This is a genomic window from Adlercreutzia equolifaciens (genome assembly GCF_029076695.1).
Classification (GTDB): domain Bacteria; phylum Actinomycetota; class Coriobacteriia; order Coriobacteriales; family Eggerthellaceae; genus Adlercreutzia; species Adlercreutzia equolifaciens_A.
The window spans coordinates 1,155,484-1,181,855 of sequence record NZ_JARFIK010000001.1 but is presented as its reverse complement, the minus strand read 5'-3'; the positions used below and the strand labels follow the sequence as shown (position 1 = coordinate 1,181,855).

Here is a 26,372-nt window from a genome sequence, read left to right as displayed (position 1 = left end):
GCCCTGAGCAGCTTGCTGATCAGGGCTGAGCGACCTTCGCGCCGCGAAGGAAAGCCCTGAAGTGCAAGGCCAGGTGCCTGTCGGAACCGCAGCGCCGATCGGTCCGACGTTGCGTCAGCAACGGCGGAACATCAACGTCCTTTCTTCATCTTCGCGGCAATCTCTTCCGCGGAAAGCTGCGTTTCCACGAACAGGTCGTCGGAGTCCAGGCCGAAAGCGGTGTGTAGGCACTGCACAGCCTGAGTAGCCTGGGCCGCGTCCACAATCATGGACAGGCGGATGGGCGACGTGGAAATAGCCACGATGTTGATGTTGTTCTCGCCCAGCGTCTGGAACGTGCGCGAGGCCACGCCCGGCGAGGACTTCATGCCGGTGCCCACCAGACTTACCTTGGCAATGTCCTCGTCCACGATGAACTCGCGAGCACCCACCTCGGGCACGATGCGCTCCATGGTCTCGCGGGCGCGGGGCAGATCGGCGCCCGGCGTGGTGAAGGAGATGTCGGTGTAGCCGCCCTCGGACACGTTCTGGATGATCATGTCCAGGTTCACGTTGTTGGCAGCCAGGGCCGAGAACACCTTGGCGGCCACGGCCGGCGTGTCGGGAAGACCGCGCACGGTCACCTTCACCTCGGACGTGTCGCTGGCAATGCCGGTGATGACGGCTTCTTCCATTTCGTACTCCTCCTTGATATAGGTGCCTTCCGCATCCGAGAACGCAGAGCGGGAGTGAATGACAACCTTCCATTTGCGCGCGAATTCCACCGCGCGGCTTTGCAAGACGCCCGAACCGGCGCTGGACAGCTCCAGCATGTCGTCGTAGCAGATGGAATCAAGCTTCTTGGCGCGCGGGGCCACGCGGGGGTCGGTGGTGTACACACCGTCGACATCGGAATAGATCTCGCACACGTCGGCGTTGATGCCCCAGGCAATGGCCACGGCCGTGGTATCGGAGCCGCCGCGACCCAGGGTGGTGATATCGCCATTGGCGTCGATGCCCTGAAAGCCCGCCACCACCGGGATAGCGCCGGCGTCAAGGGCCTCCAACAGCCGCTCGTTGTGCACGGCCACAATCTTCGCCTTGTTGTGGGTGCCGTTGGTCTCGATGCCCGCCTGACGACCGGTGAAGCTCATGGCCTTGTAGCCCAAAGCCTCAATGGCCATGGCCAGCAGCGTCATGGACACTTGCTCGCCGGTGGACAGCAGGCGGTCAAGCTCGCGGGCCGGAGGCGCGGTGGTAACCGCACTGGCCAGACCCATCAGTTCATCGGTGGTTTTGCCCATGGCGGACACCACGGCAACCACTTCATCGCCACGTTGGCGCATGCCCACCAGACGCTTGGCAACATTCTTGATGCGTTCAGGCGAGGCGACGGAGGTACCGCCGAACTTCGCGACAATCAAAGACATGAGCGCCCTTCCTTATTGGAACGTCAACAGACCACTGGAACCCAGTGGGTTCCCACTATATCAAAAATCCAGGGCCCAAACGGGGGGTTCGGCGCAGCGGCAGCAGATCGGCGGGGGGATTCACTCGGCTGGCCCCCTTCGGCTCTGTGTCGGTTTTCCGACGGCACAACGGCTTCGACCGTTCAAAGTTGCGTCATTGTATATGATGACTCTGTTGCGTAATATGTGCGTTTCGCGCCCGCACCCGGGCGTTCGCAACAACCCTCTGAAACCTCGGGAAGGAGACGCCATGCCGGCCATCATCACCCATGATCTGTTCGCGAAGGACCTGTACAACCAAACCTTCGAGTCCGTGGGCGGCTCCCGCGACGAGGCCGACGCGTTTCTGCTGGGCAACCAGGGGCCCGATCCCCTTTTCTTTGCTGCCACCGATCCCCGGTACCTTAGCTACGCGCAGGTGGGAAGCACCTTGCATCGCACACACCCCGCCGAGTTCCTGCTGGCTCTTAAGCGCGCCGTGGCTACCTTGCCCGCTGCCTCCCGTTCGGCGGCCCGCGCCTACGTGCTCGGATTCGTGGGCCACTACGAGTTGGACCGCACCGTTCATCCGCTCATCTTCAGCCAGGAGCAGGCCCTGGTGAATGCCGGCGTGGAAGGGCTCAATCCCGAGGATCACGCCGAAGTGCACGCTCTCATTGAAACCGAGCTCGACGAGCTGGTGCTTACCGCGAAGCGCGGCGAGACCGTGGCCACCTATCAGCCGGCCACGGCCATCCTCAAAGGCTCCGACGCTTTGCTTACCACCTTGTCGCAGCTCTATGCCCAGGCGGTCAAAGATGCTTTCGATCTGGATATCCCCGAGAATCTTTTCAAGGCCTCGGTCAAGGCCAACCGCCGCGCCCAGCGCCTGGTGCACTCGTCGGGCGGCTGGAAGCGCAGCGCCCTGGGCTCTCTGGAGCGCCTGGTGCGCCCCCACTCCATCATGAGCGCGCTGTCCCATCAAGCGAAAGAGCGTACTTACAGCGCCTTCGCCAACGAGGAGCATGCCCTGTGGCAGCATCCGGCCCTTGAGGCCCAGAGCACGGCCAGCTTCTGGGACCTTTGCCAAGAGGCGCAAACCCGCGCCCTGGCCGCCATGGAGGCCCTGGACAGCGACCAGTTCGACCTGGAAGCCGCCCATCGGCTTACCAAGGACGTGAATTTCTACGGCGAGCCCGTGGTGGCCGTCGTCGTGGCCGTGGAAACCGTCGCGCCTGCCGAGGACTAGGCCCATGGTAGAAACGCTTGATACCGCCTTCTCGCTCCCCTTCTGGTTCGAGTTCGCTGCCACTATCACCGGTGGCCTGTCCGGCGGCATGTCCGCCGTGCGCGCCCGCTACGATATCTTCGGCACCGTGGCCATCGCCTGCATCACGGGCATGGGCGGTGGCATTATCCGCGATGTGCTGCTGCAGGGCTACGGCCAGTACGGCCTGTACGCTTTCCAAAGCCCCTGGTTCCTGCTCTCTTGCGCCATAGCCGGCATGGTGGTGTTCTATTTTGGCAAACTGGCCACCTACCTGGATCCTATCGTTGACTTGCTCGACAACATCTCCGTTGCCCTATGGGCTATCATCGGCGCCTCGAAGAGCCTTTCGGCCGGCCTGGGCGTCATTCCCTCGGTGGTGCTGGGCACCATCACCGCTGTGGGCGGCGGCATCTCCCGCGACGTGCTCATGAACCGCGCGCCCGTGGCCTTCCAGACAGGACCCATCTACGGTAGCGCGGCTCTTATCGGCTGCATCATCTACTGCCCCCTGAAGGCCAACGGTATTCTGCCCGACACCGCCGGCATGATATGCGCCGGCATCATCCTGGGGTTGCGCTATCTGTCCCTCATCATGGGCTGGCGCACCAAGCCGCCGCGCGACTACTCCGACACCGTGGTGCAAAGCGTGGCCCGCCCGGCACGCTTTATCGCTCGCAAAGTGCACGTCCCCGTCGGCAAAACAGCCCGCGAGCGTCAAGCGGACACCAATTGGGAGAAGTTCAAGCGCCGTGGCAAGAAGCTGTACGACCGCATGAGCGGCCGCTGGATGGACGACATGGGCGAGCATATCCAGCCCACGGTACTCATGGACAAGCTGGAAATCCCCTTGGCCGACCACGATCCCCACGTAAAAGACGGCACCGTCCACGCCTCTTCATCAGCTACCGAAGAGGCCGGCAGCAGCGAGCCCCTTCCCGATCCCTCGGACCGCCTGTTCGTCGACCGCGATGAGCTCTATGCCATCATCGGCCTTGACCGCGAAGGGGCCTCGACCGAAGACTCCGAGCGCGATCCCTTCGAGCCCCAAACCCCCGAACCCAAGAAACCCAGCCACAACCCCCGCGACCAAAAAAAGAAGCAGTCCCAGAAAAGCTAAGAACTTTTCCAAGACTGCTTCTAGAAACCAAGTAGGTACGTAACGCCCTACCAGCTACATGTTCTTCAGCAGAATAGTGCTCATCAGGTCGGCGGTATGCTCGCAGGCGTCGCAGCAGCTTTCCATGAAGGCGTACAGGCGCGACCACTTCAGCACGTGCATCGGCTCGTCGGCGTGGTTGACATGGAGGTTGCGAATGACCTCCACGTACAAGTCGTCGCCCTCCTCCTCGTAGTTGCTCACGTCGATGACCAGCTGCTTGAACGACTTCGACTTCTTGAAGTTGCGGAAATCCTCCATGGCGGCATCCACGGCCTTGCAGGACTTCTTGATGATGGTGGCAAAGCGCAAGGCGTCCTCGGGAATTTGATGGACGTCGAACATGTACAGGTACTGCAGCACGTCCTCGATCTCATCCAGGATGTTGTCCAGACACTGGGCCAGCAGCACCACGTCCTCGCGATCGATGGGAGGCATGAAGTCACCGCCCACGTGCTTGTAAATCTCGTGGTTGATCTGGTCGCCGGCATGCTCAATCTCATGAGCCTCCTGCAGCACGTCCTTCAGTGCGGCAGCGTCGGTGAAGTTCTCCATAGCGCGGATGAGAACATTGGCCTCTTGCACGGCCAGGTCGGACAGCTGCTCGTACGCGTCGAAGTAGTCGTACTTCTTTTTCTTTGCCACTGAAATCTCCTTCTCGCTCTTACAGAATGAACAGGAACAACTTTGCGCAGAGATAACCTAGGATGCCGCAGCCGGGGAACGTGAGGATCCAGGTTTTCACCATGTCGATGGCGATGGACCACTTCACGCCCTTGGGGTTGCGGGCGGCACCGACGCCCATGATGGCCGTGGTGTTGGTGTGCGTAGTGGAAACGGGCAGGCCGCCGAAGGTGGCCAGCATCAGGCTGAGAAACGTGGACAGGCTGGCGGCGAACCCCTGGAACGACTCCAGCTTCACCATGTCCATGCCCACCGATTTGATAATGCGCTCGCCGCCCACGGCAGTGCCCAGACCCATGCTGAACGCGCAGAAGAGCATCAGCCACAGCGGCAGCGCCACCTCGTCCAGGTTCATACCCATACCGGCGGTCATCATGATAGCCAGCATGAAGATGGACATGAACTTCTGACCGTCCTGAGCGCCGTGCATGAACGCCACACCCGCGCCCGAGCAAATTTGCGCCCACTTGAAGAACGAGTTGGCGCGCACGCGGTCAACATGGCGGCAAATGCGCCCGATGATTTTGTAGAGCAGCCAGCCCAGACCGAAGCCGAGCAGCGTGGAAAGCAGAATGCCGTAGATGACCTTCATCCACTCGGCGCCGTTGATGGCATCAAAGCCGCCCATAACAGCAATGGCAGCACCAGTCAGGCCGGCAATGAGCGAATGCGATTGCGACGTGGGAATACCGAACCACCAGGCCGCAGCGCCCCACACAATGATGGCCACCATGGCCGCCATGAGAGCCGTCAGCGCCTGGTGCGAATTACCGCCGAAATCGACCATGGAGAAAATGGTGTGGGCCACCGCCGTGGACACCAGGGACACCAGCAGCAAGCCGAGGAAGTTGAAGACGGCCGCCATGATAATGGCATGGCGCGGCTTCATGGCGCGGGTGGAAACCGCTGTGGCGATGGCATTGGGAGCATCGGTGGCCCCGTTCACCACAATCACTCCGATGTTGAGCAGCGTTACCACCAGAAGAATGGGGTTCTGCGCAAGCTCGGAGAGGAAAAAGGTCCACTCGATGGTCACAGAGTTCCTTCCAACAAACGACGGCGCCTTGCGCGCCACAGCAACCAGTGTAGCCTATTTGGCTTCAGGCAAACGGCGCGGGCGGCTTTTTTCAAGAAAGCCGTTACGTCCGCGCCGTCTCTTATTGCCGTTGTTGACGTGATGCCCTTATCTGTCAGCTCCGAACAGGGCAAACACACGCCTGCGCTCGGCCCCGATGGTAGTCAGGCTGTTGTGGCCCGGCAGCACCGCCGTATCGTCGGGCAGCATGGCCAGCTTCTTCAGCGAGGCCTTCATCTCAGTCATGGAACCGCCCTCGAAATCGGTGCGTCCGATGGATCCGCAGAACAGCGTGTCGCCGGAAATGAGCACGGGCAGCCCGCCGGGATGGTTGCCGAACTGCGGGATATTGAACAGGCAGATGGAGCCCTTCGTGTGGCCCGGCGTCTCGATGACCTTCCACTTCATGGCGCCCACTTCCACCACGTCGCCGTTCTTCACGCGGCGATCCACCGTGCAGGGCTCCGTCTCGCCCACGAGCGACATGGTAGGATGCTCGATGCCCTCGGCATCGGCCTCAGAGGCGATAACCGGCGCCCCGGTAGCCTCGCGCAGGGCGGCCGCAGCGCCCATGTGGTCGGAATGCAGGTGCGTGAGCACAATGGCATCCAGCTTGACCCCATCCAAAGCCGCGACGATTTTGTCGGCATCGCAGCTGGGGTCAACCACGAAGGTGCCCTGACCGTCGGACACAATGTAGACATTGTTCGCCAAAGGCCCCATAACCAGGTACTTCACATCAACGCAAAGCCCACTCACCTCATACAAATCCGTTGCCATAACTGTCCTTTCTTGTTCCTAAGCAGCCCCACCGATACCGAGACCAGAGGAGACACGGGGTACCCTGATCGACGGGGACGGGCACCTAGCCTTTCTTACTTGCTCCTTGGGGCATCATTCTACGGGCATCGAAGACGCCTTCGATATCCGTCAGGCGCTTCGTTACGCGCTCGATGACCGTCAAGTCGGATACCTGGAAGAGGAAGCGCATCTCCACCATGCCGTCGCGGTGCGTGGTAGTGTTGCTGGACAGCACGTTGGCGCCCATTTCCGAGATGACCTTCGTGACGTCCAGCAGCAGGTTCATGCGATCGAGGGCCTCGATGTAGATTTCCACCTGGTAGCTGGCCGACTTCGAGGGCGACCCTTCCCACTCCACCTCGATTATGCGCTCGGGATGGCGCTTCAGATCGATGGCGTTGGGGCAGTCGGCCCGATGGACCGACACGCCGCGGCCGCGGGTGACGAAGCCCAAGATGTCGTCGCCGGGCACCGGGTTGCAGCAGCGGGACAGGCGCACCAGCACGTCGTCCACGCCCTTCACCACAATGCCGTTGGAGGCGTGGGTCTCGTGCTTCTTCGGCCGCTTCACACTGGTGAGCATGGGGGCCATGATGCCCGTGGACGAGGCCGACATGCCCACCGTGGGCTTCTCAGCCTCCTCGTTGCCCTTGTCCACCAAGATCTTCAACAAGCGGTTGGTAACGTGCTGGGCCTTCTCTTTGCCCGTGCCGATGTGCACGTACATCTCGTCGGGATCCTTGAAGCCCAGGGCCTCGGCCACCAGCTTCAGCGCGCGCATGGATTGAGCACTGGACAGACCCAGCCCGTGCTTGCGCATCTCGCGCAGCAGCATATCGCGGCCCATCTGCATGTCGTCGGAGCGCGTGACTTTCGAGAAGTACGAGCGAATCTTGCTACGGGCCGAGGGTGTCTTCACCATGTTGAGCCAGTCACGCGAGGGGCTGGCGCTCTTCTGGGTCAGGATCTCGACGCGATCGCCCACTTGCAGCTCGTAGGACAGGGGCACGATGGAACCGTTCACCTTGGCGCCCACGCAGTGGTTGCCCACCTCGGTATGAATGGCGTAGGCGAAGTCCACGGGCGTGGAGCCGGCGCGCAGGCTGAGCACCTCGCCCTGGGGTGTGAACACGAACACCTCGGTGTCGGCCAAGTCCATCTTCAGGGACTTCAGGAACTCGCGGGAATCCTCGGTCTCATCCTGCCAGTCCACCATTTGGCGCAGCCAGGCCAGTTGCTGGTCCAGGTTGTCGGCGCTGCCGGGGCGCGACGAGCCCGTTTCCTTGTAGCGCCAGTGGGCCGCCACGCCGTACTCGGAGTTCTGGTGCATCTCCTCGGTGCGGATTTGCACCTCCAGGGGACGACCGGCCGGGCCCATGACCGTCGTATGCAGCGACTGGTACATGTTGAACTTCGGCATGGCAATGTAGTCTTTGAAGCGCCCGGGCATGGGATGCCACAGCGTGTGCACCGCACCCAGCGCCGAGTAGCAGTCCTTCACCGACGTGGTGATGATGCGCACGGCAATAAGATCGTAGATCTCCGAGAAGCCCTTGCCCTTCTTCGTCATCTTCTGATAGATGGAGTACAGATGCTTCGGGCGCCCCATGATCTGGGCGGTAATGCCCACCTTGTCCATCTCGTCGTGCAGCACGTTAATAACGTCGGCCAGATAGGCCTCGCGCTCGACGCGCGACTCGGTGACCATGCGGGACACCTGCTTGTACTTGTTGGGCTCCAGGTAGAAAAACGCGATGTCCTCCAGCTCCCATTTAATGGAGTTGATGCCCAAACGATGGGCAATGGGCGCGTAAATTTCCAGCGTCTCGCGGGATTTGAAGATGCGTCGGTCCTCGCGCAGAGCCGCCAGGGTGCGCATGTTGTGCAGACGGTCGGCCAGCTTGATGACAATGACGCGAATATCCTTGGACATGGCCACGAACATCTTGCGGATGGTGGCGGCCTGCTCATCGGTCAGGCTCTCCACCTCGATGCGGGTGATCTTCGTCACTCCCTCCACCAGCGCACGCACCTGGGCATTGAAGGTTTTTTCCACCTCTTCGGCAGTGACCTTGGTGTCCTCCACCGTGTCGTGCAGCAGGGCCGCGCAGATGGTTTCGGCGTCCATGCGCAGATCGGCCAGAATGATGCCCACCTCGATGGGATGGATGATGAAGGGCTCGCCGGACTTGCGGCACTGACCGGCATGGGCCTCGGTGGCGAACGCATAGGCGCGGGCCAACATGGCCTCTTCTTCCTCGCTCATGTAGGCCCGGGTCAGACGCTGCAGCTCGGCGAAGCGCCCATCGGGCGTGACGGGGCCAGGCGGCACCAGCTGGCTGGAGGCCGTAGGATGCGGCGTGCCCAGCAGGGCATCCACCGTCTCTTTCGTGGCACGGCCGATGCTGACCGCATCGGCCTGGTTGTGCTCTTTCTCAGCGCTCACCAGCGCCTCCTTCTCCTTACGCGAGGCTCCCCTCGCGGTATCTCTTAGTCCCTCCCCTAGGGACGATTTCTTCTCGGGACAATAGGGTGGCTCAAACGCACAATAAGCCCTTGGGCATCGCTGCCCAAGGCCCATTCGCGGAAGCCGCCGAACAGGCTGCGCTCGTCCAGGCCCTCGCGGTAGCGCACCGAATCGGTCAACTCCACCTTGGCCGCCCCTTCGCGCACACGCACCCATAGCACCGGGCGCCCCGCCTCGTAGACCGTGCGCGTCTCGATGAGTCCCAGCTCACGGAAGACCGCCACGCCACAGGCCGCCGCCGAGGGACTGACCGCCCGGAAGGCATCCGAGGCAGCCTGGGCCAGGTCCACCTCGCCTACAGGGAAGTAGTCGTTCGGCGTTTGGCGCTGCAGCGTTCGCAGACGACGGTACACCTGGGCCATGACGTCGTGGTCCGGCGTGGCCTCGGACAGGATGCGCTCGTTCAGGGACACGTCGTTGCGCCCGTACAGCAGGTGCACCCAGGCCGGCTTGCCGTCGCGGCCGGCACGGCCGCTCATCTGGTTGAACTCCACCTCGCTGAAGGGCAGATGGTACAGCACCACGTGGCGGATGTTGGGAATATTCACGCCCTCGCCAAAAGCCGAGGTGGCCACCAGCACCTTGAGGTCGTCGTTGCGGAACAGCGCCTCGACGCGCTTACGCTCCTCGCGGGACAGACCGGCGTTGTAGAAGCCGATCATGCAGGCTAGCTGGGGCACGCGGCGCCGCAGCTGGCGCGCCAGGGCCACCGACTGCTCGCGCGAGTTCACGTAGACGACCGTCTTCTCACCGGAGGCAATAAGCGTAGCCAGATAATCGTCCTTGTGGCGAATGTTGCGCTGATCGTCCAGGAACAGGTTGTCGCGGCCCGTCTCGTCGATGACGCTCTCGCGCACCGGCAAGGTGGCATCGATGTCCTGGGCAATAGCATCGTTGGCCGTGGCCGTAACGGCCAGTACCACCGGTGCGCCCAAGCGGCCCAGAGCATGGCCCAGCTGCGTATAGGCCACGCGCTGGCCGGCCTTCGCCTGACCGATGTGATGGGCCTCGTCCACCACGACGAAGCCGATGCGCCCGGCTGCGGCAAATTCATCGGCGTGGAACATCAGGTACTCCGGCGTGGTCAGCACAATGTCCACCGAACCGTCCGCCAGACCCCGATAGGCCGCGGCGCGATCCTCGGGCGTGGACTCGCCGGTTACCACGGCGGACACAATGCCGAACTGCTCCAAGCTGGCGCACAGATGGAAGGCCTGGTCGGCAATGAGAGCACGCAAGGGATAGATGAACAGGCTGGCGTCGCCCTGGGTAAGGGCCTGCCAGGCCGCATACACCTGGAAGCACAGCGACTTGCCGCGGCCCGTTGCCATCACGGCGAAGGTGGAATGGCCTGCTCGCAGCTGGTCGAGAATTTGGCGCTGAGCCGGATGCAGGGAGCCATCGCCGATAATGGCACGGATAATAGCCGCCTCCAGCCCATCGGGATCAGTGCGCGCCACCTCCTCCCAGTGGGCCCGCACTGCTTTAAGATCCGGCTTTGCGGGCTCTTCTTCGCAGCAGGGAGCGCACAGGTCCTCATCGGAGGCAGCGAACAGATCCGAGAAGAAGTTGAGCGCCTCGGGATCCAGGCAGGCCTCCAAAGCACAGCAGGAACGCGCTGGCGCGATAGTTTCCAGCATGGCCTTCACCGAATGGCGGCCGCGCCATTCGTCGATTTGCACGGTAAACGCCGCATCCACCACGGCATCGTTGACCAGCAGAGCGTCGATGGCCGCGCAATGGAACATGATGCCCGCCACCGAGCTGCGTCCGTTCGTAAGGGTGCAGGCGAAGTGATCCTTCGTCTGGCCCACGGCCCGGGTGTTCACCAGCGTGACGTTGCGCGCCAGGTACACCGGCTGCGGGTTTTCCTGGCCGAAGGGCGCCAGCTGGTCCACCATGGCCACGGTGTCCAGGTTCAGCTCGTCCAAATCCACGCAGGCGTCAACTTCAGTAAGCGGGTGGAAGGCCGCCTCGGGCAACTGGGCCATATAGGCGTCCAGGCGCTCGGCGAATTCCGGCAGGTTCTTCGTGGGCACCGTCACGCCCACGGCCGCCCCGTGGCCGCCGAAGCGGGTGGTGAGATCGGCCAGCGAGGACACGGCCTCGAACAGGTTCACATCGCCCACGCTGCGCCCGGAGCCGCGGGCCTCATCGCCATCGATGGTGAACAGCAGCGACGGCACGCCATAAGTGTTCACCAGGCGGGAGGCCACAATGCCCTTCACGCCCTCGTGCCAGCCCTCGCCGGCCACCACCAGAGCGCGTTGCCCGTGATAGTTTTCACTGGCCTGGGCCTTGGCAATATCCGACAGCTCAGCCTCGATGGCGCGGCGCTGGTTGTTCACCGCCTCTAGCTCCTCGGCCATGGTGCAGCATTCGGCGTAGTTGTCGCTCATCAGCAGGTTCAGCGCCAGATCGGCGTTGCCCATGCGACCTGCCGCATTCAAGCGCGGAATAAGCGAGAAGCTGAGGTTAGTGGCCGTAAGCTGCTTGCCGGCCTGGCCCGTGGTGGCCAGAAGCGCCGCAATGCAGGGCCGGGGGTTCTCGTTCATGCGCGCCAGGCCATCGGCCACCAGGGCGCGGTTCTCGTCGCGCATGGGCATAAGGTCGGCCACGGTGCCCAAGGTGGCGAAATCGGTGTAGCTGCGCCATAGATGGGGAAAGCCCAGACGACTGCCAAGAATCTGCACGAGCTTCAGGGCCACGCCCACACCGGCCAGAATGGCGCTGGGGCAGCCCTCGCTCATTTTCGGATCGGCCACGCAGACGTTCTCGGGCACCAGATCGGACGCCTCGTGGTGGTCGGTGATGTACACCTCCACGCCCTGCTCCACAATGGCCGCCACCTCGTGCTTGCAGGCAATGCCGCAGTCCACGGTGACAATGACGTCGGGCTCCAGCTGGCGCACGCGCTCGAAGGCGGCCGCCGTGATGCCGTAGCCCTCTTCGAAGCGATGGGGAATAAACGGATGCGCGCAGGCACCCAGGGCCCGCAAGCCGCGGGTAAGCACCGTGGTGGCCGAGATGCCGTCCAGGTCGAAGTCCCCGAAGACGACGATGCGCTTCTTGGCCGCCATGGCCGCCTGCAGGCCATCGGCCACCTCGGCCAGCCCGGGAATTTCCAGCGGGTTGCGCCAATCGCGATCGAGGGACGGATGCAGGAAATCACGCACCGCCTCTGGCGACGTGATACCGCGGCCCACCAGCGTGGCCGCGATGAAACGGGGAAGCCCCAAAGCGTTTTGAAGCCGTGCCACGGCCTCGGGGGACGCCTCCCGAATACTGAACTGCGCTGTCATGGCCAAGCTACCTTACGTGCATAATCTCTTTTCTCAGGAGCCATTTTCGCATAAAGCGCGGCCAGTGTCACCGCCAGGTGACGACTCGTTACCAAGGGAGCAGCACCCCTGCGCCCGCGGACCGCTGCGCAGAGGCCTCTCCGCAGCGCACACCCTAGCGATTGTCCACTTTCTCGGGGTACAGGTCATGCTGCGACAGACGCGTCCAGGCCACTTCCTCCCAGCGCGTGCCGGGGCGACCGTAGTTGCAGTAGGGGTCGATGGAAATACCGCCGCGCGGCGTGAACTTCCCCCATACCTCGATGTATTTCGGATCCATCAGGGCAATGAGGTCCTTCATGATGATGTTCATGCAGTCCTCGTGGAAGTCGCCATGATTGCGGAAGCTGAACAGATACAGCTTCAGGCTCTTTGACTCCACCATGCGCTCGCCCGGCACGTAGGAAATGTAGATGGTGGCAAAATCGGGCTGGCCCGTGATGGGGCACAGGCTGGTGAACTCCGGGCAGTTGAACTTCACGAAGTAGTCGTTGTCCGGATGCTTGTTCACGAAGGTTTCCAGCACGCTGGGATCATAATCCTGCGGATAGCGCGTGCCTTGGTTGCCCAGGAGCGTCAAGTCGGCCGTTTCGTCGTCGGTGCGGCCGGCCGCCGCCGGGGCTTCTTCGCCTGCGGTACGGGCCAGATGGGCGGCTACCGCGGCCATGGCGGAGGTATCTACCGAGCCTTCGGGCTTACTGGCACTCGCGGCGATGGCAGTTGCAGTTTCGTCGTTTTCGTTGCCGAAAAGGGCTTCGGCCATTTCTAAAGGTTTCATTCCTTGCTCCTATCTTGCTAGAAAGGCTTCCGGGGGCGGAGCCACGGGGTATGCCAATTCGCTCAAACAGTCCTCGCTTTGTGAAACAGCCCACTGGGCTGTTTCAGTCGCTGCGGAACTCGCTCGGTTGGCATACCCCGTGTCTCCGCCGGACATTGGCTCAGTTGAGAACTTCCTAATGTGGCGCTTACGCCAATGCCGGGTCGTTGGCGTTGTTGGCGGCGAAAGCGGCGGCTCGGTCGAGGCAGGTGGCGCATTTGCCGCAGGGCACTTCGCCACCTTCGTAGCACGACCACGTCAGCTCGTAAGGTACATCCAACTCTAGGCCCACGCGGACAATGTCGGCCTTGCTGGCTTTCACGAACGGAGCCTCAAGGTGCAGCTCTCCACCCGTGCCTTCGACGATGGCGTGGTTCATGGCCTCGACAAACTCAAGGGAGCAGTCGGGGTAGGCATTGCCGGCCACGTCGTCGTGGTGGGCTCCGTAGTATACGACGCTGCACTCCAGCGACAGCGCCATGGAGGCCGCCGCCGACAGGAACAGGCCGTTGCGGAACGGCACGTAGGTGCTGACGGGCGCCTCGCTGGCAGCTTCGGGATCCGAGGAAGCCGCGGAGGTCCCTTCGCCGACCTGGGCCTGCTGCTCGGCGTAAGTGCCGTGGGGCACTGCCTGACTCGACTGGGATAAAAGCGAGCATTGGCTGTCGGCAAAGATAGCGCCCAAATCAAGGAAGCGCTGCTCGACGCCATAATAGGCCGCCACAGCTTTGGCAGCCTCAATCTCGCGCAGGTGCTTTTGACCATAGCTGATCGACAAGGCGTAGACGTTCTGGGCGCCGTATTCGTTGACGGCCATGGCCAGAAGCGTGGTGGAGTCCACACCGCCAGAGCACAGCACGAGGGTTTTTTTCTGCTTGTTCATAGGTTCCTTCTTTGGGCGCGTAACGGCGGCGGCCAGCAGGGGCTCCTCCTGCGGCTAGACGCCCTTCGTTTCGTTCGGCCAGATAATCTTGTGCAGCTGCAGCTGCAGGCGGGCGCGGTCCAGGCGATGCTCGATGAGGTAGGCAGCGATGGCCGCGGGTTCGATGGCGCCCCACACGGGGCTGAGCAGCACCGTGCAGCGGTCCCACAGCTGCTCTTCATCGGCCCGGGCGGCGGCGAAGGCCAGATCCTCCTCGCTCCCTACCACGAACTTCACCGCATCGCGCTTATCCAGCAGCCCGTAGTTCTCGCGCATCATGGCTGCCGAGACGGCCTCACCGGCCGTGGGAGTTTTCCAGTCCACCGTGAAGTGCAGGCTGCCGGGCAGTCCGGCCTCGGCGGCGGCACGGCGCAGATCGGCCAAAGGCGCCAGGTCGCGCGAGCCGTTCGTCTCGATCTCCACGCGCAGGGGCCGCGGCTCTTCCACACTGAGCAGCGCCTGCACCAAATCGGGCAGATAGGGCTGCAGAAGCGGCTCGCCGCCGGTCAGCGTGACGCAGGACACGCCGGTTTCCGCCACCCACGCCACCAGGTCGGGCACACTCCAGCCTTCCACCTCCACATAGGGGTGATTCGCCCAGCGCGTGTCACAGTAGGTGCACCACATATTGCAGCCGGCAAAGCGTATGAAGGCCGCCGGCCGTCCTGCGGCCAGCCCTTCCCCGTTCAGCGAGACGAACTTCTCCACCACGGGAAACAGCTGCGCCCGCGGGCGAATGGTGTGACGGGCGGCGTGGCGCTCAGCGTCCAGCAGGCCGTCGTTCTCTTCCTCGGGCACCATGGCTTAGGCATCCTTACGGTAGAACGCGCAGTTGTTCGGCGTCTCGTAAACATCCACCTGCGCCACGGGCAGCCCCTTGGCGGCCAGAGCATCGAAGAACCACTTCGCCAGGTTCTCGGCGGTGGTGCGGAAGGGCATGGTGTACAGCGCGAAGCCCTCGCGCTTCAAACAGGCCAGCGTATCGGGAGCCAGGGAGCCCTCTTCGATGATGAAGTGGTGGTCGAGCTCTTCGGTCAGCGCGCGTAGAGCGGCCTTGAAGTCGCCGAAGTCTACCACCATATCCTTGCAGGTGCCCTCGGTTTGCAGCTGCGCCACTTCCAAATAGGCCACCACACGCCAGCGATGCCCGTGCAGGTTCTCGCATTTCCCGTGGTAATCCGTCAAAAAATGAGAGGCGTCGAAGCTGCTCTCAGTTCTCAGTCCGTACATGTTCGTCCTCCAGCAAAAAAGAACCCGCCGGATAGCGGCGGGGCTCCAGTACAGGGCGAGAAGCGTGTTCTCGCCAAGGAGCACCTCGCAGGTGCCCTTCGTTAGACCAGGTTATTCTAGCACGGGCACTCCGCGATACAAGGGCACGGGCCGCGAGCCCACGATAACGCCGCGAGCGCCTCAAGCACGCAGGGAGATAAACATACGCCGCTGCCCAGGAACCTCGCGGAAGCCGTACTTCTCGTAGAAACTTCGCGCCGTGTCATCGACGGGACCGACCAGCAGAGCCTTGGCTCCTATCTGCTGGGCGACGGACAACGCCCGCGCCATTGCGTCCCCCAACAAAGATGAACCAAGGTTCTGCCCCTGAAAGCGCTGGTCAACACCGAGCATGCCCAGCAGCACAGCGGGGATGGACTCGGGGGCATTGCGACGCAGCCAGCCACCGGCCACTTCGTCGCGCACAACAGCATGGGCACTCAGCGAGTACAGCCCCGCCACCTGCCCATCACAGCACACCACATACACCACCGCTGTGCCGTTCTTCTCCGCTGTTTTCGCTCGACGCTTAACCCAGTCATCAACAACCGATACCCCGCAGTGAAAGTCCTGGAGGCAATCGTCATCGGTGAGCTTTCGGGGCTTTTCGAAGCCCGCCATTATTCCCAGACCGCCTTCGCCGCGATGAGTTTCCGCGCGGACAAGGGCATAGGCTCTTCAAGCGCAGCAGCGAATTGGTCGAACTCGGCGGAAGCAAGGTGTGTGGTAGTTTCTTGCTCGATGTCATAGCGCGCCGCTTCAAGAAGACGATCCAGCGCCCACTGGGTAAGCGTTTTCCCGCGCAGTGCCGCCGCCCGCTCGATCTGATCGCGCTGGGCCGCCGTCATGCGCATATCGAAACGACTGTCTTTGGTTACGGTTGCCATGAGAGTTCCTTTTTTTCTACCTTCCCTGTTATGCCAAGGAATTGTACGTCATTTTTACGTACAATTCAAGGATCACTGCAGTGACACGGACGTGCCGAATCCCTACCGTGCGCCCATCCAGATGTCGGTGCGGATGCGCAGGCCATTGGTGAGAGCACGGCCGCCCATGAGGACGAAGTCGAAGGCAAACCACAGCAACGCGCAGCGTAGGGCGGCGTCGGGCAGGAGTGGGGCTACGGCGAACACGAGTGCCACCAGCACGGCTAGATAGACGGCGCTGACCGCCGCGCAAGTACGCGCCAGGTAGCGGAAGTCGCCGGCACCAATGAGGATGCCGTCGGCGGCCCACATCCAGCTTTGCAGCGGCAGCGCCACGCCGGTAACCACCATGCCGATAGCGGCCATCTGTTGCACCGCCGCATTGGGGCTGAAAAGCGACGGGGCCACCAGGCCCAGCGCCGCGAACACCACTCCCGCTAAGACGCCCACAAGCGCGCCCGTACGCAAGGCGATCTTTGTCAGCTGGCGAGCCCCCTGCCAGCGGGCCGCTCCCAGCTCGGCCCCCACCAGCGTTTGCCCTGCAATGGCCACGGAATCCAACACGTTCAGCATGAAATTCCAGGAGGCGTTCACCACCTGGTAGCCCGCCAGCACTGAAGTGCCCAGGGCCGCGGCAGCCATGACAGTGCCCACCAATCCCGCGCGCAGAGCCAAGGTGCGCACGAAGAGCGGCAGCCCATCGCGCCCTGCCGCCGTCATGCCCGCCGGTCGGGGACGCCAGCTTACGCCGGCCGCCCGCGCTGCACGCAGGGCGCCCGCAGCCAATACGATCCCCATGAACCATTGGGCCGCAAAGGTGGCAATGCCCGAGCCAGTAACGCCCCAACCTAAGACAATGACGAACAGTATGTCTAGCACGGTGTTCAGCACGGCGCCCGCTACAGCCACCACCAGGGTAACGGTGACTTTCTGAAGACCGCGGTAGAGCCCGTTGGCGGCGTACACCAACAGCATGCCGGGCGCGCCCAGCACCACAGGGCGCGTGTAGGCCACCGCTTGAGCGAGGTCTTCGCCGCGCCCTCCCAGCAGCCAGCACAGTGGTTCGGCTAAGACGAACAGCCCTGCTGCCAGCACCGCACCAATGGCCAGGGCCAACCATAGCCCGTCGATGCCCGCCTGCAGGCCCTCGCGCATGCGCCCCGCACCAAAATGGCGCGCCACCTGCGAAGTGGTGGCGTAGGCCAGAAAGATGCAGAGTCCCACCGCTGTCAGAATAACCGTGGAGCCCAGAGCCAACCCCGCCAGCGCGCTCTCCCCCAGGTGCCCCACAATGGCCGTGTCGATAAGCACGAAGGTCGGCTCCGCCACCAGCTGCCCGAAGGTCGGCACCGCTAGGGCCAACAGCGCAGCCGTCGTGGCCGCAGATCCGCGAGACGCCTTCTTAAAACGCTGCATCATAGGGGTCGGTGACTATGATCTCGGTTTGGCCACGGGTGAGCTCGGTGAGCTTTTCCAGGAAGGGAGCCTGGGTGCCGTCGAGCAGGCGGAAGGTGAGCAGGACGTTCTCGGCGAAGTCGCTTTCTTGGAGCTTCGCCTGGCAGGCCTCGGCGATGCGGCACACCTGCTCGTAGAGGCCGTAGGGCACTTCCAGGATGATGTCGACGCAGACGGACACCGTGACCACATCGGCGGCGTCAATGGCCGCTTTCGTGGCATCGGTATAGGCGCGCACCAGACCGCCCGTTCCCAGCAGGATGCCGCCGAAGTAGCGCGTGATTACCACGGCTACGTCCTCCAGGCCCGCGTGCTGGATAGCCTCGAGCGTGGGCATGCCGGCGGTTTTGGCCGGCTCGCCATCGTCGGTGTAGCGGATGCGACCGCCGCGCAGCACGTAGGCGTACACGTTGTGGCGCGCCATGCGGTGCTCGGCCTTCACGCCGTTGATGAAGGCCAGGGCCTCTTCTTCGGTGGCCACGGGGGCAATCTGGCCGATGAAGCGGCTTTTCTTTTCGACGATCTCCGCCTGGGCGGGGGCGGCTATGGTGCGGTAGGCGGCCACGACTTCCCTACTCCCCCAGCTTTTCGGCGGCTTCGAACCACTCGAGCTCCAGGGCCTCGATCTGGCTCTCGAAGTCGGCCACTTCCTCTTGCATGGCCGTCAGCGTCAGATAATCGGACTGGTCGGCCTCGGCCATTTCCAGCTGTTTCTTCTCGATCTTGCCCTTCAGGGTTTCGATCTTCTTCTCGTTGGAGGCCATGAGCTTGCGCAGAGCACGCTGCTCGCCGCCGGAGAGAGCCGGAGTGGCGGAGTGAGACAAGTCAGACGGTTGGCTGTCTCTTCGAGGAGCGGAATGAGACAAATCAGACGGTTGGCTGTCTCGTTCGGCTTTGAGTTCCAGGTACTCGTCTACGCCGCCGGGCAGGTGGCGCACCTTGCCATCGATAAGGGCGAACTGGTGGTCGGTTACGCGCTCCATGAGGTAGCGGTCGTGGGTGACCAGAAGCAGCGTGCCGGGCCAGCCATCCAGCAGGCTTTCCACGGCGGCCAGCATGTCGGTGTCCAGGTCGTTGCCGGGCTCGTCCAGGATGAGCACGTTGGGCTCGTCCAGCAGAATGAGCATGAGGGCCAGCCGGCGCTTTTGGCCACCGGACAGATCGCACACGGGCTCGTTCTGGTCGTCCTTTGTGAAGCCCAGGCGTTCCAGCAGCTGGCCCGGGGTCATTTCCTTGCCGTCGAGCATGGTGCGGCGCGAGTAGCGCGAGATTACCTGGCGCACGCGGTCGTCGCCCAACTTGGTGAGCTCGTCCAAATGCTGGGACAGCACGGCGAAGCGCACGGTCTGGCCGATCTTCACCCGGCCGCGATCAAGCGGCTGCAGCCCTTGGATGATGCGCAGCAGCGTGGTCTTGCCGATGCCGTTTTCGCCCACAATGCCGTAGCGATCGCCCGGGCCGATGATCCAGTCCACATCGTCCAGAATAACGCGGTCGCCGAAGCGCAACGTGGCGCCCTGCAAGTCCACCACCTGCTTGCCCAAACGGGCCATGGCCATGCGCTTGAGCTCCAGCTCGTTGCGCAGGGGCGGCACGTCGGCAATAAGCGCCTGGGCCGCGGCCACGTGGAACTTCGGCTTCGTGGCGCGGGCCCGCGCGCCGCGCGAGAGCCACGCCAGCTCGCGGCGCAGGGCGTTCTGGCGCTTCTGCTCGGCCAGGGCCTCCAGGCGATCGCGCTCGACGCGCTGCATAATATAGGCGGAAAACCCGCCCTCGAAAGGCCATACCCGCTGGCCGTGCACCTCCCACATAGCCTCGCACACCTCGTCGAGGAACCAGCGATCGTGGGTGACCACCAGAAGCGCTCCCTGGCCGCGGCGCCAGCGCGTCTTCAAGTGCTCGGCCAACCAGGTGATGGCGCGGACGTCCAAGTGGTTCGTAGGCTCGTCCAACATGAGCACGTCCCAGTCGCCAATGAGCAAGCGGGCCAAGTCGACGCGACGACGCTGGCCGCCAGACAAGGTGCCCACCAGGGCATCCCACGCCACGTCTTCCAGCAGTCCCGCGATAATGGCGCGAACGCGGGCATCGCCGGCCCATTCGTATTCAGGGCGATCGCCCACTACGGCGCGCTCAACGGTGTCCTCGTCGCGCAAGTCGTCGGCCTGGCCCAGTACGCCCACGGATACGCCGCGCGTGCGAATGACGCGACCGTCATCCACCTCCACATCGCCGGCCAATACGCGCAACAGCGTGGACTTGCCGTCGCCGTTGCGGCCCACAATGCCAATGCGCGCGCCTTCGTCCACGCCCAAGGACAAGTCCTCGAACACGGTTTTGGTGGGAAAGTCCACGCGCACCTTTTCACAGCCTAACAGAAATGCCACTACATTTTGCCTTTCGTTTGCTTGCGAGGCGAGGCCGGGGCAGACCGTGCCGCCTCTACCCGAACAGCGTTCGGCCGGGACGATGTCAGCGGCGAAGATTATACCCTAGCGGATCTTCCACACCGCTGTCACCAGCACAGCAAGAGCAAACAGCGTGGAAAGCGCGAAGGCCAGCTGATAGGGCGCAGCAACTAGCGAAGCGCCGCCGTCAAGAGCCACCCCGGCTGTGGCGAAAGCGCCCACCACCGAAATAATCAGCATCATGAAGGCCGTGCCCAACGAGGCGCACACCTGGCGCACCGTGGCAAAACAAGCACTGCCGTCCATCATGATGGTGCGATCGAGCCCCGAAAGCCCCCAAGAGTTGAGCGGGCCCACCAGCCCGCTGACCCCCACTGCGCGCACACCCTGCCAGAACGTCAGCGCCCACAGCGGCGTAGCGGCGTCCACAAACATGAACGAGGCAGCGCCTATCACCAGGAACGTCGAGCTGGCGATGCATACTTTGCGCGCGCCCACCTTATCAACAAGCACGCCAGCCAGCGGATTGACGAACAACGCCACCACCGTGGCGGGAATGAAGGCAATGCCCGCATCAAGCGCCGTCATACCTGCCGGACCTTGAATGAACAGCGGCAATATGAGCGTGATACCCATAAACGAAGCGAACAGACAGTTCTGCGCCACAAAGCCAGCGCGAAAATGCCGAGAACGGAAGATGTCGAGACAGATAAGCGGATTGGCAATACGCGCTTGCCGACGGAAAAACAGCACGATGAACACCACACCGAGCAGCGCCGGAACCCACACCTGCGGATTATCCAACGGCATGGTGGCCGCATTGGAGGCTCCCAGCAAAAAGCCCCCGAAGCCCAAGGTCGACTGAACGAAGGAAGGCACGTCGAACACCGCGGTCGACTCGCGATCGCCATGGCTTTTCACCAGCAGCGCATTGGCCACCGTAAGCACAGCCAGCAACACCACCAAGATGACGTAAAAGCTGCGCCACCCCCACGTACCCGCCAACGCACCGCCGATGAGCGGACCGATGTTAGGCGCGAAGCCCATGGCAATACCACCAATGCCCATGGCGGTGCCGATGCGCTCGCGGGGAAACCGCGTCATGGCTACAGCCTGCACCAGCGGCAACGTGATACCCGTGGCTATAGCCTGCAGAACACGGGCCACAACCAGCACAGGGAAGTTCGGTGCAAAGAAACCGGCAAACGATCCGATCAGGTAAAAGCCGAGAGCCACATAGACGAGCCGCTTCAAAGAATACCGCTTGGCCAGAAAGGTCGTAACCGGCACGGTAATGCCCATGACGAGCATATAGATGGTGGTCACCCACTGGCCCACAGCGGCGTCGATAGAAAAGTCTTCGCAGACGCCCGTGAGCATAGAGTTCATTACTGTCTGGGTAAGCGACCCTAAAGCGCAGGTGATAACGATGATGGCGAACAGGGCATAGGTATGCCCGCGCTCGGACAAATGCATGGCGAAACCTCTTCCTTAGTTGAACTTGGCCTGCGTTTTCTCAAGGCCGTTATCAATAAGGAAGAGCACAGCCTGGGCGCCTTGATCCACGGCGTGCTCGAAAGCCTCGGTATCGTCTTTGCTGCGGGGCACCGACAGCACCCAGTCCACCACCGGCTTGCGTCCCGGCGGCCGGCCGATGCCGATGCGGACGCGGAACCAATCGCGCGTGCCCAGCTTGTCGCAGATGGAGCGCAAGCCGTTGTGGCCCGCATGACCGCCGCCGAACTTCACGCGAATGGTGCCCGGGTCGATGTCCAGCTCGTCATGAACCACAATGAGATGATCGGGCGCCACCTTGTAGGCTTTCGCCAACTTGCTGACGGGGCCGCCCGACGTGTTCATAAAACTTTGGGGCTTCACCAACAGAAGCTCGTGACCATGATAGCTGGCCTTCGCGGTCAGCGCGCCGCCCTCGTTCTTCCAATAGCGCACGCCCAGCTCTTCAGCCAGGGCATCCACCGTATCGAAACCGGCATTATGCCGCGTATGCTCGTATTCCTCCCCAGGATTCCCCAGGCCTGCTATCAGATACATTTATTCAAAAAGCTTTCCGATGCTGCCGTTGTTGTACACCACGTCGATGGTCTGAGCGAACAGCGGCGCGATGGACAGCACCTTGATCTTGCCGGTCTGGCGCGCCAGCGGCACGGGCACCGCGTTGGTAACCACCACTTCCTCGATGGGCGAGTTCTCCAGACGCTCGTAAGCGGGGCCGGAGAACAGACCATGGGTGGCACAGGCGTACACCTCGGCGGCTCCCTTGGCCTTCAGCGTCTGGGCCGCCGCCACCAGCGAGCCGGCCGTGTCGATCATGTCGTCGTTCAGAATGCAGATCTTGTCCGTGACGTCGCCGATCAGTGCCGTGATCTCGGCCTGATTGTGCTTCGGACGGTCCTTGTGCATGATGGCGATATCGCAATCGAGGGCGGTGGAGAACTTCTTCGCCGCCTTGGCGCGACCCACATCGGGCGACACTACGCAGAGACGGTCGGGATCGAAACCCTTGTTCTTGAAGTAGTCCACGAAGATGGGCATGGCCGTCATATGGTTCACGGGAATGTCGAAGAAACCCTGGATGGCGTCCTGATGCAGATCCACCGTGATGACGTTGTCCACGCCGGACACCGTCAGCAGATCGGCCACGAGCTTCGCCGTAATGGGCTCGCGCGGAGCGGCCTTGCGATCCTGGCGCGCATAGCCGTAGTGGGCAATAACCGCCGAGATGGAGCGGGCGCTGGCACGCTTGGCCGCATCGGCCATGATGAGCAGCTCCATGAGCGCATCGTTCACATCGAAGCCTTCGGAAGCGCACACCGATTGGATGAGGAACACATCGGCGCCACGGATGGACTCCTGGTAGCGGGCGTAAATCTCGCCGTTGGCGAACTTCTCGTGCTTGATGTTGCCCAAGTTCACGTTCAGGTACTTCGCGATTTCCTCGGAAAGCTCGGGGTTCACCGAGCCGGAGAACAGGATCATGCGCTTGGTCATCTCGGTCATGGACAGGTATCCCTTCTATAGGAACTTGCTGGTTGGCTCCATTGTAGTACGTCGCCAAGCAGGCCGCGACAAGAAACAGGCTGCGAAGCGGAAAACTCCTCTCGGCGCCCGACGCGATGCGGCTTTTCTGCGTATCGGATACAGGAATCTGACGAACGCGAAACCTTGAGAAGATCGCCCACCGATGAGTCATTCGCCTTTCTATGATGAAGTTGCCGCTTGATCCGACAGCCCGTTCTTTTCGCGTCGGCCCCTCCGAATCAGGCGCCCTGTACCATCATTCAAGGAGGATCCCATGACTCAGTCTCGTTCCCTTTCCCGCCGCGCCTTCGTGCGCCTGGCCGCCGGCACCACGGCTTTTGCCGCCCTCGGACTCTTCGGCTGCGCTGCGCCGCGCACCACCGTCAGCTCCACGCCGTCCCAAACCGTCACCTGCGATGTGCTGGTGGTAGGCGCAGGAGCCGCAGGCACATCGGCCGCCCTGCAAGCAGCCTCTGCGGGTGCGCATACCATCCTCATCGACAAAGCCGCCTGGCAGTCGGGGTCGAGCGCGTTGGCCATCGGCACCCTCTACGGCGCCGGCACCCAGTTGCAGAAGGCCCAAGGTATTGACGATACCCCGGAGGCGTTGCTGGCCTACTTTATGACGCGCGGCGGCGACAAGCTGGATCCCGCCATGCAGAAGTTCTGCGCCGAGCATTTCGGCGAGACCATCGACTGGCTGCAAACCCTGGGCGTACCGTTCAAGGAAGAGGTCTCGCCCAAGGGCAGCGACACCGTCCCGCGCGGACACAGCATTGACGACCGTGACGAGGTAGCCCTCGCGGCGGTTACCCAGGCCGCCAAGGACGCTGGCGTGCAGTTCGTCTTCAACACCGAGGCCGATTCGCTCATTGTGAGCGACGATGGCGCGGTGGAAGGCGTCATGGCCCTGGAAGGTCATCGCAACCTCATTGAATACCAAGCCAAGCGCACCATTCTGGCCACGGGCGGGTTCTGCCGCAATGATGAGATGATCGCCGAGTACTGCCCCGACTACAAGGGCGTCTACACGGAGGTGAGCCCGGGTTGCACGGGCGAAGGCCTGCAAATGGGGCTCGATATCGGCGCAGCTTATTTGGGCCACGGCGGCACCAACGGCATCCTTGCCTGTCCCGTCGAGGCCGGCCAGTCGAAGCTCATCGACAAGAAGGCGCTTTGGATCAACTCCGACGGCAAGCGTTTCGTCAACGAGGACGGACAGACCCACGATGTGTACTACACCGTGGCGCACTTCCCCGATCAGGCTTTCTACGCCGTCTACGATCAGGCCATGGTCGACGCTTTGGACGACAAGCTGGCCGCCGCTTTCCAGATGGGCCTGGACAAGGGCTACTTCGCCAAGGGCGACACGGTGGCCGAGGCCGCTGACAAGCTGAAGGTAGACGGCGCAGCCGCCCAGAAGCAACTTGAGGCCTACAACGCGCTGGCCAAAGCCGGCAGCGACACCGAGTACGGCAAGAAGGCCGAGAACCTGGTCGTCTTGGACAAGGCCCCCTACTACGTGCTCACCATGGGCGTGTGCACCCACGGCAGCTTCGGCGGCTACCACGTGAACACCGATTTCGAAGTGTTGGATGAGGAAGAGCAGGTCATCCCCGGCCTGTATGCCGTGGGCGAAGTGAGCTGCGGCTCCTTCATCTACGACGACTATCCGGCAGGCGGCTGCGGCCTCAACTACGCCTACACCTCCGGCCGCTTCGCCGGCCAGAACGCCGCCGAGGCCGTACAGGCCTAAGCATCATCCCCCTGTATCAACAAAGCCGCCGACCCGCTGTCTTTCCGCAGTGGGTCGGCGGCTTTTTCGTAAAGGAAAGGAGCGATGACGCGGTTCGCCGGCGCTCCCCTACTTCTTTTTCTCGATGGGGTGAGCGGCCACCCAGCCTTCTACCTGCTGCTGCTTGGCGCGACCCAGGGCCAAAGCCCCCGGAGCCACATCCTTGGTGATGGTGGAGCCCGCGCCGACGAGCGCCCCCTCGCCGATGGTGACGGGGGCCACCATCATGGTGTCGCTGCCGATGAAGGCACGGTCCTCGATGACCGTGGGCCACTTGTTGGCGCCGTCGTAGTTGCAGGTGATGGAGCCAGCGCCGATGTTCACGCCCTCGCCCATGGTGGTGTCGCCAATGTAGGAAAGGTGCGGCACCTTCGAGCCCTTGCCAATAGTGGATTTCTTGATTTCCACGTGGGTTCCGGCCTTGGCCCCTTCGCACAAATGGGCCGCCGGACGCAAGTAAGCACGCGGACCGCAGGTGGCGCCGTCGTCGATTTGCGCTTCGATGGCCACGGTCTCGTCGATGACGCAACCGCGACCGACGCGGGTGTCGGTCAGGCGCGTATTGGGGCCCACTACGCTGTCCTCGCCAATCGTGGTGGCGCCCATGAGCATGACGTTCGGCAGCAGCTCCACGTCGGGATCGATGGTCACCTCGGGGCCAATCCAGACCGTATCGGGGTCCATCATGGTGACGCCGCCGGCCATATGCTGGGCATTGATGCGCCGCTGCATGACCTTGGTGGCCTGGGCCAGCTGGCCGCGGGAGTTCACGCCCAGGCACTGTTCGGCATCGTCGGTCTTGTAGGCCAGCACGGGACGTCCCGCTGCCCGGGCAATGCCCAGCACGTCGGTAAGATAGAACTCGCCTTGAGCGTTGTTGGAGTCCACCTGGGCCAGCGCCTCGAAAAGCGCCTGGGCGTCAAAGCAGTAGAAACCAGAGTTGCACTCGGTAATGGCCGCCTCTTCGGCCGTGGCGTCCTTCTGCTCCACAATGCGCTCCACCTCGCCGGCGCCGTCGCGCACAATGCGACCATAGCCGAAGGGGTTTGCCAGCTCCATGGTGAGCACCACCACGGCGGCCTGGTGTTCCTCGCGGAGGGCCACCATCTCGGCGATGGTCTCGGGGCGAATGAGCGGGCTGTCGCCCGAGAGCACCACGACGGCGCCGTCGAAATCCCCCAGGGCCTCTTTGGCCGCCAGCACAGCGTCGGCCGTGCCGCGCTGCTGCTGCTGCACCGCCACCAGAGCGTCACCTTCCACCAGGGGAATAACCTGCTCGCGTTGGTGACCCACGACAGCCACCACTTTGTCGGCCCCGGCGTCCTTGGCCGCTTCAACCACCCAGCGCACGAGCGGACGACCCAGCACCTCGTGAACCACCTTCGGCTTCTTCGACTTCATGCGCGTACCGGCACCGGCAGCAAGAACAATGGCAGCAGTTTCCATGGACGGCCCTTCTA

22 protein-coding genes are annotated in these 26,372 nt (G+C 62.8%); 3 read left to right on the top strand and 19 right to left on the bottom strand.

The genetic code is table 11. The annotated features are described in order from the left end of the window. Positions 1–131: 131 nt before the first annotated feature. On the bottom strand, positions 132–1,409 hold the full coding sequence (locus PZH32_RS04695) for an aspartate kinase (RefSeq protein WP_275206522.1): 1,278 nt from the start codon (positions 1,407–1,409) through the stop codon (positions 132–134). Positions 1,410–1,698: 289 nt separating this feature from the next. On the opposite strand from PZH32_RS04695, the gene PZH32_RS04690 reads away from it, so the two are divergent. Then, positions 1,699–2,676, top strand: a complete 978-nt coding sequence (locus PZH32_RS04690; RefSeq protein ID WP_275206521.1) for a peptidase — start codon at positions 1,699–1,701, stop codon at positions 2,674–2,676. A gap of 4 nt (positions 2,677–2,680) precedes the next feature. Further along, positions 2,681–3,814, top strand: a complete 1,134-nt coding sequence (locus PZH32_RS04685; RefSeq protein ID WP_275206519.1) for a trimeric intracellular cation channel family protein — start codon at positions 2,681–2,683, stop codon at positions 3,812–3,814. A gap of 54 nt (positions 3,815–3,868) precedes the next feature. Here the strand turns inward: PZH32_RS04685 and PZH32_RS04680 are convergent, their stop codons facing one another. The 17 genes from PZH32_RS04680 to PZH32_RS04600 all read right to left on the bottom strand — a co-directional run bounded on the left by PZH32_RS04680 (position 3,869) and on the right by PZH32_RS04600 (position 23,096). After that, complete coding sequence (locus PZH32_RS04680; RefSeq protein ID WP_275206518.1) at positions 3,869–4,498, bottom strand: DUF47 domain-containing protein; 630 nt, start codon at positions 4,496–4,498, stop codon at positions 3,869–3,871. Positions 4,499–4,517: 19 nt separating this feature from the next. Beyond that, positions 4,518–5,573, bottom strand: a complete 1,056-nt coding sequence (locus tag PZH32_RS04675; protein ID WP_275206517.1) for an inorganic phosphate transporter — start codon at positions 5,571–5,573, stop codon at positions 4,518–4,520. 147 nt (positions 5,574–5,720) lie between these two features. Further along, entirely contained in the window at positions 5,721–6,392 is a 672-nt protein-coding gene (locus PZH32_RS04670; protein WP_275206516.1) for an MBL fold metallo-hydrolase, read from the bottom strand. A gap of 85 nt (positions 6,393–6,477) precedes the next feature. Further along, positions 6,478–8,859: a RelA/SpoT family protein gene (locus PZH32_RS04665; RefSeq protein ID WP_428994013.1), complete on the bottom strand. Its 2,382-nt coding sequence runs from the start codon at positions 8,857–8,859 to the stop codon at positions 6,478–6,480. 56 nt (positions 8,860–8,915) lie between these two features. After that, positions 8,916–12,242, bottom strand: coding sequence for a single-stranded-DNA-specific exonuclease RecJ (gene recJ, locus PZH32_RS04660; RefSeq protein WP_275206515.1), 3,327 nt, complete (start codon positions 12,240–12,242; stop codon positions 8,916–8,918). 154 nt (positions 12,243–12,396) lie between these two features. Beyond that, the gene (gene queF / locus PZH32_RS04655) at positions 12,397–13,044 is read right to left on the bottom strand and encodes a preQ(1) synthase (RefSeq protein WP_275206514.1); all 648 of its coding nucleotides are present in this window, start codon (positions 13,042–13,044) and stop codon (positions 12,397–12,399) included. A gap of 202 nt (positions 13,045–13,246) precedes the next feature. Then, entirely contained in the window at positions 13,247–13,981 is a 735-nt protein-coding gene (queC, locus tag PZH32_RS04650) for a 7-cyano-7-deazaguanine synthase QueC (RefSeq protein WP_275206513.1), read from the bottom strand. 54 nt (positions 13,982–14,035) lie between these two features. Continuing rightward, positions 14,036–14,821, bottom strand: coding sequence for a radical SAM protein (locus PZH32_RS04645; RefSeq protein ID WP_275206512.1), 786 nt, complete (start codon positions 14,819–14,821; stop codon positions 14,036–14,038). Between the two features lie 3 nt (positions 14,822–14,824). Next, positions 14,825–15,250, bottom strand: a complete 426-nt coding sequence (locus tag PZH32_RS04640) for a 6-pyruvoyl trahydropterin synthase family protein (RefSeq protein WP_275206511.1) — start codon at positions 15,248–15,250, stop codon at positions 14,825–14,827. Positions 15,251–15,430: 180 nt separating this feature from the next. Then, positions 15,431–15,910, bottom strand: a complete 480-nt coding sequence (locus PZH32_RS04635) for a GNAT family N-acetyltransferase (protein WP_275206510.1) — start codon at positions 15,908–15,910, stop codon at positions 15,431–15,433. Continuing rightward, the gene (locus PZH32_RS04630) at positions 15,910–16,176 is read right to left on the bottom strand and encodes a DUF1778 domain-containing protein (protein WP_275206508.1); all 267 of its coding nucleotides are present in this window, start codon (positions 16,174–16,176) and stop codon (positions 15,910–15,912) included. Before PZH32_RS04630 ends, PZH32_RS04635 begins: the two co-directional genes overlap by 1 nt. Positions 16,177–16,278: 102 nt before the next feature. Continuing rightward, positions 16,279–17,634: an MATE family efflux transporter gene (locus tag PZH32_RS04625; protein WP_275206506.1), complete on the bottom strand. Its 1,356-nt coding sequence runs from the start codon at positions 17,632–17,634 to the stop codon at positions 16,279–16,281. Continuing rightward, positions 17,618–18,235: a YigZ family protein gene (locus PZH32_RS04620; protein WP_275206505.1), complete on the bottom strand. Its 618-nt coding sequence runs from the start codon at positions 18,233–18,235 to the stop codon at positions 17,618–17,620. Before PZH32_RS04620 ends, PZH32_RS04625 begins: the two co-directional genes overlap by 17 nt. Before the next feature lie 7 nt (positions 18,236–18,242). Beyond that, complete coding sequence (locus PZH32_RS04615) at positions 18,243–20,057, bottom strand: ABC-F family ATP-binding cassette domain-containing protein (protein WP_275206504.1); 1,815 nt, start codon at positions 20,055–20,057, stop codon at positions 18,243–18,245. Positions 20,058–20,162: 105 nt separating this feature from the next. Beyond that, a complete protein-coding gene (locus PZH32_RS04610) occupies positions 20,163–21,554 on the bottom strand; it encodes an MFS transporter (RefSeq protein WP_275206503.1) in 1,392 nt (463 codons plus the stop codon). A gap of 15 nt (positions 21,555–21,569) precedes the next feature. Then, positions 21,570–22,130 (bottom strand): aminoacyl-tRNA hydrolase, encoded by a 561-nt coding sequence (pth, locus tag PZH32_RS04605; protein ID WP_275206502.1) that lies wholly within the window; start codon positions 22,128–22,130, stop codon positions 21,570–21,572. Continuing rightward, positions 22,131–23,096: a ribose-phosphate diphosphokinase gene (locus PZH32_RS04600; RefSeq protein WP_275206500.1), complete on the bottom strand. Its 966-nt coding sequence runs from the start codon at positions 23,094–23,096 to the stop codon at positions 22,131–22,133. 295 nt (positions 23,097–23,391) lie between these two features. Here PZH32_RS04600 and PZH32_RS04595 point away from each other — a divergent pair, with 295 nt between their 5' ends. Beyond that, a complete protein-coding gene (locus PZH32_RS04595) occupies positions 23,392–24,873 on the top strand; it encodes an FAD-dependent oxidoreductase (protein WP_275206498.1) in 1,482 nt (493 codons plus the stop codon). A gap of 108 nt (positions 24,874–24,981) precedes the next feature. Here the strand turns inward: PZH32_RS04595 and glmU are convergent, their stop codons facing one another. After that, positions 24,982–26,358 carry a bifunctional UDP-N-acetylglucosamine diphosphorylase/glucosamine-1-phosphate N-acetyltransferase GlmU gene (gene glmU / locus PZH32_RS04590; protein WP_275206497.1) on the bottom strand — a complete coding sequence of 459 codons (1,377 nt, stop codon included), beginning with the start codon at positions 26,356–26,358 and terminating at the stop codon, positions 24,982–24,984. Between the last annotated feature and the right edge of the window lie 14 nt (positions 26,359–26,372).

What these genes read in the sequence shown, in the direction of transcription:
- PZH32_RS04645 (WP_275206512.1), bottom strand. Translation starts at nt 14,821, where the DNA reads ATGGTGCCCGAGGAAGAGAACGACGGCCTGCTGGACGCTGAGCGCCAC.
- PZH32_RS04690 (WP_275206521.1), top strand. Translation starts at nt 1,699, where the DNA reads ATGCCGGCCATCATCACCCATGATCTGTTCGCGAAGGACCTGTACAAC.
- PZH32_RS04625 (WP_275206506.1), bottom strand. Translation starts at nt 17,634, where the DNA reads ATGATGCAGCGTTTTAAGAAGGCGTCTCGCGGATCTGCGGCCACGACG.
- PZH32_RS04670 (WP_275206516.1), bottom strand. Translation starts at nt 6,392, where the DNA reads ATGGCAACGGATTTGTATGAGGTGAGTGGGCTTTGCGTTGATGTGAAG.
- PZH32_RS04635 (WP_275206510.1), bottom strand. Translation starts at nt 15,910, where the DNA reads ATGGCGGGCTTCGAAAAGCCCCGAAAGCTCACCGATGACGATTGCCTC.
- queF (WP_275206514.1), bottom strand. Translation starts at nt 13,044, where the DNA reads ATGGCCGAAGCCCTTTTCGGCAACGAAAACGACGAAACTGCAACTGCC.
- glmU (WP_275206497.1), bottom strand. Translation starts at nt 26,358, where the DNA reads ATGGAAACTGCTGCCATTGTTCTTGCTGCCGGTGCCGGTACGCGCATG.
- PZH32_RS04695 (WP_275206522.1), bottom strand. Translation starts at nt 1,409, where the DNA reads ATGTCTTTGATTGTCGCGAAGTTCGGCGGTACCTCCGTCGCCTCGCCT.
- PZH32_RS04640 (WP_275206511.1), bottom strand. Translation starts at nt 15,250, where the DNA reads ATGTACGGACTGAGAACTGAGAGCAGCTTCGACGCCTCTCATTTTTTG.
- recJ (WP_275206515.1), bottom strand. Translation starts at nt 12,242, where the DNA reads ATGACAGCGCAGTTCAGTATTCGGGAGGCGTCCCCCGAGGCCGTGGCA.
- PZH32_RS04685 (WP_275206519.1), top strand. Translation starts at nt 2,681, where the DNA reads ATGGTAGAAACGCTTGATACCGCCTTCTCGCTCCCCTTCTGGTTCGAG.
- queC (WP_275206513.1), bottom strand. Translation starts at nt 13,981, where the DNA reads ATGAACAAGCAGAAAAAAACCCTCGTGCTGTGCTCTGGCGGTGTGGAC.
- PZH32_RS04610 (WP_275206503.1), bottom strand. Translation starts at nt 21,554, where the DNA reads ATGCATTTGTCCGAGCGCGGGCATACCTATGCCCTGTTCGCCATCATC.
- PZH32_RS04630 (WP_275206508.1), bottom strand. Translation starts at nt 16,176, where the DNA reads ATGGCAACCGTAACCAAAGACAGTCGTTTCGATATGCGCATGACGGCG.
- pth (WP_275206502.1), bottom strand. Translation starts at nt 22,130, where the DNA reads ATGTATCTGATAGCAGGCCTGGGGAATCCTGGGGAGGAATACGAGCAT.
- PZH32_RS04600 (WP_275206500.1), bottom strand. Translation starts at nt 23,096, where the DNA reads ATGACCGAGATGACCAAGCGCATGATCCTGTTCTCCGGCTCGGTGAAC.
- PZH32_RS04595 (WP_275206498.1), top strand. Translation starts at nt 23,392, where the DNA reads ATGACTCAGTCTCGTTCCCTTTCCCGCCGCGCCTTCGTGCGCCTGGCC.